Source organism: Bradyrhizobium sp. UFLA01-814, from assembly GCF_046718885.1.
Taxonomy (GTDB): Bacteria; Pseudomonadota; Alphaproteobacteria; order Rhizobiales; family Xanthobacteraceae; genus Bradyrhizobium; species Bradyrhizobium elkanii.
This window is the reverse complement of the sequence record NZ_JAQOSR010000277.1, coordinates 1-6711: the sequence shown is the minus strand read 5'-3', so window position 1 is coordinate 6711 and position 6711 is coordinate 1. Positions and strand designations below refer to the sequence as shown.

At 65.7% G+C, this 6711-nt stretch carries 4 protein-coding genes and 2 pseudogenes; 2 read left to right on the top strand and 4 right to left on the bottom strand.

The window, feature by feature from the left end; all coding sequences use genetic code 11:
* Window positions 1-1483 (top strand): TonB-dependent receptor (locus tag PMN64_RS41155; RefSeq protein ID WP_411784895.1); only part of this gene is annotated, 1483 nt, incomplete at its 5' end.
* Between the two features lie 487 nt (window positions 1484-1970).
* Here PMN64_RS41155 and PMN64_RS41150 read toward each other — a convergent pair.
* The 3 genes and pseudogenes from PMN64_RS41150 to PMN64_RS41140 all read right to left on the bottom strand — a co-directional run.
* Window positions 1971-2744, bottom strand: coding sequence for an SDR family NAD(P)-dependent oxidoreductase (locus tag PMN64_RS41150; RefSeq protein WP_411784894.1), 774 nt, complete (start codon window positions 2742-2744; stop codon window positions 1971-1973).
* A gap of 214 nt (window positions 2745-2958) precedes the next feature.
* On the bottom strand, window positions 2959-3579 hold the full coding sequence (locus tag PMN64_RS41145) for a hypothetical protein (protein ID WP_411784893.1): 621 nt from the start codon (window positions 3577-3579) through the stop codon (window positions 2959-2961).
* 63 nt (window positions 3580-3642) lie between these two features.
* Window positions 3643-3822, bottom strand: a pseudogene (locus PMN64_RS41140) (LysR family transcriptional regulator); the annotation flags it as partial.
* Window position 3823: 1 nt separating this feature from the next.
* Here PMN64_RS41140 and PMN64_RS41135 point away from each other — a divergent pair.
* A pseudogene (locus PMN64_RS41135) lies at window positions 3824-4408 on the top strand (SDR family oxidoreductase); the annotation flags it as partial.
* Window positions 4409-4427: 19 nt separating this feature from the next.
* On the opposite strand, the gene PMN64_RS41130 reads toward PMN64_RS41135, so the two are convergent.
* A partial coding sequence (locus tag PMN64_RS41130; RefSeq protein ID WP_411784892.1) for a translocation/assembly module TamB domain-containing protein occupies window positions 4428-6711 on the bottom strand: 2284 nt, incomplete at its 5' end.

Sequence of the window (6711 nt, the reverse complement as noted above, 5' to 3'; positions counted from 1 at the left end):
GTTCCAGGGCAATGCCTACTTCCGCGGCTTCCGGCAGACCCACGTCGACGGCAACGGCACCGACGTGCATGCCTGCGACGGGGGAGACAGTTTGTGCATCGGGGACGACCTGCCGATTTTCGGTCCGGCGGGAGGTCCCTCGGTTCCGAACACGCTTGGCAACGCCTTCCTTGGCGAAGTCGACCGCAACCGGGCCGCGACCAACAGCTTCGGCGGCACGGCCCAGCTGACCAACTCGGACAAGCTGTTCGGGCACGACAACCACGTCGTGATGGGCGTCAGCGTCGACCACGGCAACACGAAATTCACGGCGACCAGCGAGCTCGGAACCATCGATCCGAACAACCTGTTCGTGACCGGCACCGGCATCTTCATCAACCAGCCCGATGCCGGTCTCGCCCCGGTCGACCTGCGCGCCACCAACACCTACACCGGCGTCTATCTCACCGATACCTTCGACGTGACGAACAGGTTCTCGGTCACTGCTGGTGGACGATTCAACTATGCCCAGATCGATCTGCGGGACCAGACCGGGACAAATGATCAGCTCAACAGCAGCAACCGATTCCAGCGCCTCAACCCGGTGATCGGCGGCACCTACAAGATCACGCCGAACCTCACCTTTTATGCCGGCTATTCAGAGGCCAACCGCGCGCCGACGCCGCTCGAGCTCGGCTGCTCCGATCCGGCCCGCCCCTGTGTCATCGATTCCTTCCTGGTGTCCGATCCGCCGCTCAAGCAGGTGGTGTCGCACACCATCGAGGCCGGCTTCCGCGGCACTTGGGGCAACGACACCAGGACCGGCATGCTGAGCTGGGGCCTCGGCGCGTTCCACACTCTGTCCGACGACGACATCATCCGGGTGCAGAGCCCGATCGGCACAGGCAATTTCGGCTATTTCCAGAATGCGGGGCAGACCCTGCGGCAGGGCATCGAAGCCAAGCTCGATTACCGCGTCAATCGCTGGAACGCCTATGCCAACTACACCTTCATCGACGCGACCTATCGAAGCGCAAATACGTTGCCGGCTCCCGACAACCCGAACGCCCTGACCGACCCGAACAACGATGACGTCCGGTTCATCAACGTCAAGCCGGGCGACCATATCCCGGGCATTCCCGCGCACCGCTTCAAGGCAGGTGTCGAGTACCTCGCCACCGACGCATGGAAGATCGGCGCCGACGTCAACGTGGTCGGCAGTCAATGGCTGATCGGCGACGACACCAATCAGAGCCAGAAGGTCCCGGCCTACGCGGTCGTGAACCTGCACACCTCCTACAAGATCACGCCGAATATCGAGGTGTTCGGCCTGATCAACAACGTCTTCAACCAGCATTATTATCTCGGCGGCGCGTTCTACGAGACCGGCGGCTTTGCCAGCGCCGGAGCTGCACCCAACCTGATGGCGCAGCTGACCGATCCGCGCACCTTCGTCCCCGGCATGCCGCTCGCCGCCTATGCCGGCATCAGAGCGAAGTTCTGAACTGCGAAGAAGTCAGGTTGAAGCGGCCCCGCGACGCGAACGGGCTGCATCCTCCCGCTTGCGGGTAGAGCAAACGCATGTGCGTCTTCGCTGGCCGCGCAGCGGCTTGGCCTCGTGGTTCGAGACGCGCCGCAAGCGGCGCTCCTCACCATGAGGGTTTACAGTTTAGCCGCGAAACAAGACGTCATCCTGAGGAGCCCGCCAACGGCGGGCGTCTCGAAGGATGGCCACAGGGAAGTAACGCGCCAGGGTTTCCCCGTTGTGATGAGACCTCCCCCCGCAAGCGGAGGGCGATAGCCCCGTGGCGAGGGGCGTCTGCACGATTTCTGAATAATGGAAGAATGCCACTGATTTGCCCGACGAGTCAAGTTGCCGTGTCCGCCGGCGGCCGCCGGCTACTTTGCATGGGGTTGTTTTCGATATTTTGGCAGTGCGTCCCTGCGATGGCAGGCTATCGCATCCGGCTAGGCCTCAGTTCATCAGCGCCTTACGCCACCGTCCCGCCGTCGACCGGCATCGCGATGCCGGTGACGAACGACGCCTTGTCCGACAGCAGGAACACCGCGACCTCCGCGATCTCCTCGGGGCGCGCCGCGCGGCCCATCGGATTGCGGGTGACCGCGGCCTTGATCAGTTCCTCCGGATCGGCCTCGTTGTGGCCCGGCTGGTCCGGCCGGTTGACGAACACCCGCAGCATCGGCGTGTCGATCGCACCGGGGCAGATCGCATTGACGCGGACGCCGTCCTTGGCGTGGCGCTTGGCGAGCGCGCGCGCCAGACCGATCACGCCGGCCTTGGCCGCGGAATAGGTCGGGCTCCACGGCGAGCCGACCAGGCCCGAGGTCGATGCGGTGAACAGGATGCTGCCCTGGCGCCGCGCGGTCATCTGGCCGAGCGCCGCGTTGGTGGTGATCAGCTGCGAGCGCAGATTGAGATCGACGCTGAGATCCCAGCCTTCCAGATCGTCGATCACGGACGGACCGGGAATGCCGAGATGATTCCACACGCAGTCGAGCGCGCCGAATTCCTTCACCGTCGCAGTGACGATATCGCGCGCAAAGCCGTCGTCGCGCAGATCGCCGGCCAGCGCCAAGGCGCGCCCGCCGCCCTTTTTGATCTCGTCGACCACCGCCTTCGTACCGGCCTCGTTCTGGTCGACCACCGCGACCGCCGCGCCCTCGCGCGCGAGGATGCGCGCCCCGGCGCGGCCGGCGCCCGATGCCGCGGCGGTGACGAGTGCGATCTTGCCCTGCATGTCCATGTTTCGATCCTGATTGTGCCCGCGAGCTCGAGCCTTCTTGGTTCTGACGTTCTGGTTGAATCAGGACCGCAGCGCTGCCGTCTTGCGCTGACGCGCTAAAGCATGATCCGAAAAAGTGCGAAGCGGTTTTCCCTCGCGACAAACGCGGGACGCGTTTGCGCGGAGATCATGCTCAAACAAGGAGCTAAAGCGCGATGACGATTCTCATCGCGCTTTACCGGCCGCCGAACAGGACCGGAGACTGGCCGGGCAGCAGCTGCGAATGGATGTCGCTGTCCATGCGCTCCGCCCCCTGCTGGGTAAAGCTCGCGCCGAATGACAGGCTGAGATTCGAAGTCGGGCGGAACTCGAGGCCCGCGCGCGCCGAATAGCCGGCGTTGACGCCGGGATTGCCACTGAACGGCGCCAGCGGTCCGCCGGCCCCGGGCGGATTGTATTTCAGGGTGTCGAAGCCGGCGAAGAAGGTCACGGGCGTATTGCCGACGCCCCTGAAATTGTAACCGAACTGCGCGCCCTGATATTCCAGCGAGCCGAACGCTGCCGATTGGCCGAGCGCGTTCCAGCCGACGCGACCGCCTTCGCTGCCGGCGAACCAGCCGTCGGGCCGGCCGTTCAGATATGAGAAGTCGCCGCCTTGCGCGCCGGAGGCGTCAAAGCTCGGAAAGTTTCCGTAGGTATCCGCCTTCTGGCCGTCGGCAAGACTGCCGCCGAAGCCGAACAGCGAGCCCGGCGTCCAGTAGCGCACCGGTCCGGCCTGGGCACTGGCCTGCTGGCCGCTCAGGCACAGCGCCAACATTGCGATTGCGAGGCCGAGTTTACTTACCAAAGTGGTCATCAGGTTACCGTCACGAGCGCCGGGATTATACGTCCCACCGACCGGGAACGCCAGCCTCCGCCCCTAATCCGCCGCGAGCAGCTTCTGCTTCAGCAAATCCGTTAGCCAGTCGGCAAACACCTGCAGCCGCCGCGACAGATGCTGACGGTGCGGATAGAGCAAGGTCATCGGCATCGGCGCGGCGCGGTACCGCGGCATCAGCTCGACGCGCTCTCCTGCATCGATATGCCGCTTCACGTCGTAGGTCGCCTTCCAGGCCAACCTCACGACATCGGGCGCGATGGAGAAGCTGTTCACCGACGCGGTCGCCGCGATCGGCCGTCCCGACATCGCGATCAACACCGTCGGGAAGGTATTGAAGAAGCCGATGGTCGAGATCTCGGAGGCCGAATATGACGCGATGAGCGCGGTCAACGCCGAGTCCGCGTTCTTCTTCCTCAAGGAGGCCGGCCGTCACGTCAACGACAACGGCAAGATCTGCACGCTGGTGACCTCGCTGCTCGGCGCCTACACGCCGTTCTATGCCGCCTATGCCGGCACCAAGGCGCCGGTCGAGCACTTCACCCGTGCGGCATCGAAGGAGTTCGGCGCGCGCGGCATCTCGGTCACCGCGATCGGCCCGGGTCCGATGGACACGCCGTTCTTCTATCCGGCCGAAGGCGCGGACGCGGTCGCCTATCACAAATCGGCGGCGGCGCTGTCGGGCTTCTCCAAGACCGGGCTCACCGACATCAAGGACATCGTGCCGTGGATCCGCCTGCTGGTGTCGGACGGCTGGTGGATGACCGGCCAGACCATCCTGGTCAACGGCGGCTACACCACGAAGTGAGGCGCGATCTCGGTCGCCTTTACCATTCGAATCGCGTGCCTAATCCGACGGATGTCGAGCCCTTCGCATCGACATCCGACTCGACGCGGATATGGCGCGTCACGTCGACATTGGCCGACACTCCTGACTGACTGGCGCTCGCGCCCGTCCGCACACCCACGCTCAACCTGTCGCCGATCGCGCGCGAGGCACCGACCATCGGACCACCCGCCCCGGCGCCGACGTCCAGATTGTCGACCCCGAGCGAGCGGCGCATGCGGTCCACCGTTCCCTCGCCACCGCTGGCGAACTGAGCTGCGGCCCCTGCGAGTTGCACGGCCTGCGAGGTCGTCAGGCTGCCCGAAGCTTTCTGAAAGAGAATGCGCGACAGGATCTCGTCTTGCGGCAACTCGGGCTGCGAATGGAAGGCGAAGACCGGCGCGGCCGCCGGGCCCGAGATTCCGACCTGCGCGGTGATGTCGGAGGCCTGTATCTCTGCCGCAAAGTCGAGCTCGGGCGCGAGATCGCCATTGAAGGAGAGATTGCCTTTGGTGAAGGTCAGCGTCTTTCCGAGCACCACCAGCTTGCCCTGATAGAGCGAGAAGGCTCCCTTCGGAACCGGCGCGTTGCTCGTACCGCCGACATGAACGGAGCCGCCGAGTTCCGCGGTTACCCCGCGGCCATGGATGAAGACGTGGTTCGGCGCCGAAACTGTCACGTCGAGCGCGGCGTTGAAGAGCGCCGTGCGCTTCGTGTTGCCTTTCGGCGCCTCGGCCTTGCGCGCAGCTGCGAGCCGTGCAGCGGCCTGTCCCGAGGCGTTCACATGGTTGATGCCCTCGATCGGCTTCAGCGTCGACGGCAGGCGATCCGGAATATCGACGTTGACGCGGGTCAGGTCGACGCGACCGACGATCCGCGGATCGCGTGCCAGGGCGCCTGTGACGTCAATGGCGAGATTGGCCTGCGCGGTCGCCAGCGCGCTGGAAGCAAGCGTCGCCTGCTGACCGCGAATCGAGACCGTGCCTGGAAAGCCTGCATCCGGGGCGACCCGTACCTGACCGGAGCCGGACAAGGTGCCGCCGTTGGGCGTCACCGCGGCCAGGCGCTCCACGACGATGCGCTCTCCTTCGGCGGTGATTTTCGCTTCGACGGCATCGAGGCGTGTGCCGAGCATGCTGTCGCGGAAGGTACCCCCGCTCATGGTGGCGACACCGCCGATCTGAGGTCTGGTGCGCGTGCCGCCGACACGGGCATCGAGCGCGACGCTGCCGGATACGGTCCGGCCGGAAGCGGAAAGCGTGGCATTGGCGATGGCGGCATCGAGGCGGCCCTTCGCGGTCAGCGCGATCGGACCCGTCGCGTCGAGCGGCACCGTGCCCGACGCCGTGATCGCGCCGGCTCTTCCCGCGGCAATTGTGGTGTTCAGGCTCGCGCGGCTGCCATCGAGTCGTCCGTCCGCGGCAACGTCGATCGGCGGCAGGCCGGCGCTTCTGGTCTGCGGCGCGGTGAGCTGCCTGACCGCGACCTTGTACTGGCCGATCGGCGCGCTCATGGAGCCCGCAATCGCGGCTGACGCGTCGAGGGTCCCGCTCAGGCCCAAACCGGGTATCGCGACATCGGCTTCGCCGAGCGGGATCGCGTTGGCCACGGCCTTGAGGTCGAGCACTTGGCCGGCTTTGCCGTCCACCGTGAAGCGGCCACGTCCAATCGCGAGCGCCAGATGCTCGATCAGCACCGTGCCATCGTCGAGCGTGAAGCCCGCGGGGCCCTGCAGCGCAATCGCTTTGGCGCCACGCCGCGCGGTGAAGCGGTTGAGATCGAACCGCACCCGCTCCCTGGTGGTCAGTGCACCCGCGGCATCGAGATCGAATCCGGCAGCCTTGGCGGACAGGCCGATCGTGCTCGCATCGGCATTGCCCGTGGCCGCTAGCGTGACGTTGGAGACCGTCTGACCGCCGAACTCGACACCGTTGACCTGCGCATCAGCATTGAGCACCGGATGGCTGTAGAGATCGGCGCCATCGGCGCGCAGATCGAAACTGCGGACGGCCGCACCCGCGGCACGGATTCCGGCACCCTTGCCGGCAAGCCGGACCGACTGCTGGCCGCCATCGGCCGAAGCGGCAAGGTCGAGTGAGGCCGAACCGGCGAGCTCTGTGAGGGCAAGCGGCGAGAGGTCGGCGAGCGCCCCGGCTGCGAAGCGAATCTGCCCGCTGGCGAATCTCTGTGCGTCGATCGTTGCTGCCCCCTTCAGGGATACCGACCCGATCGCAATGTCGATGGTCTTTGCGTGCCATCCGGCAAAGGCGGGAGCTGCGCGATCG

Excerpts from the sequence above, each read along its gene's own strand:
- PMN64_RS41150 (WP_411784894.1), bottom strand. The coding sequence starts at position 2,744 with ATGGACATGCAGGGCAAGATCGCACTCGTCACCGCCGCGGCATCGGGC.
- PMN64_RS41145 (WP_411784893.1), bottom strand. The coding sequence starts at position 3,579 with ATGACCACTTTGGTAAGTAAACTCGGCCTCGCAATCGCAATGTTGGCG.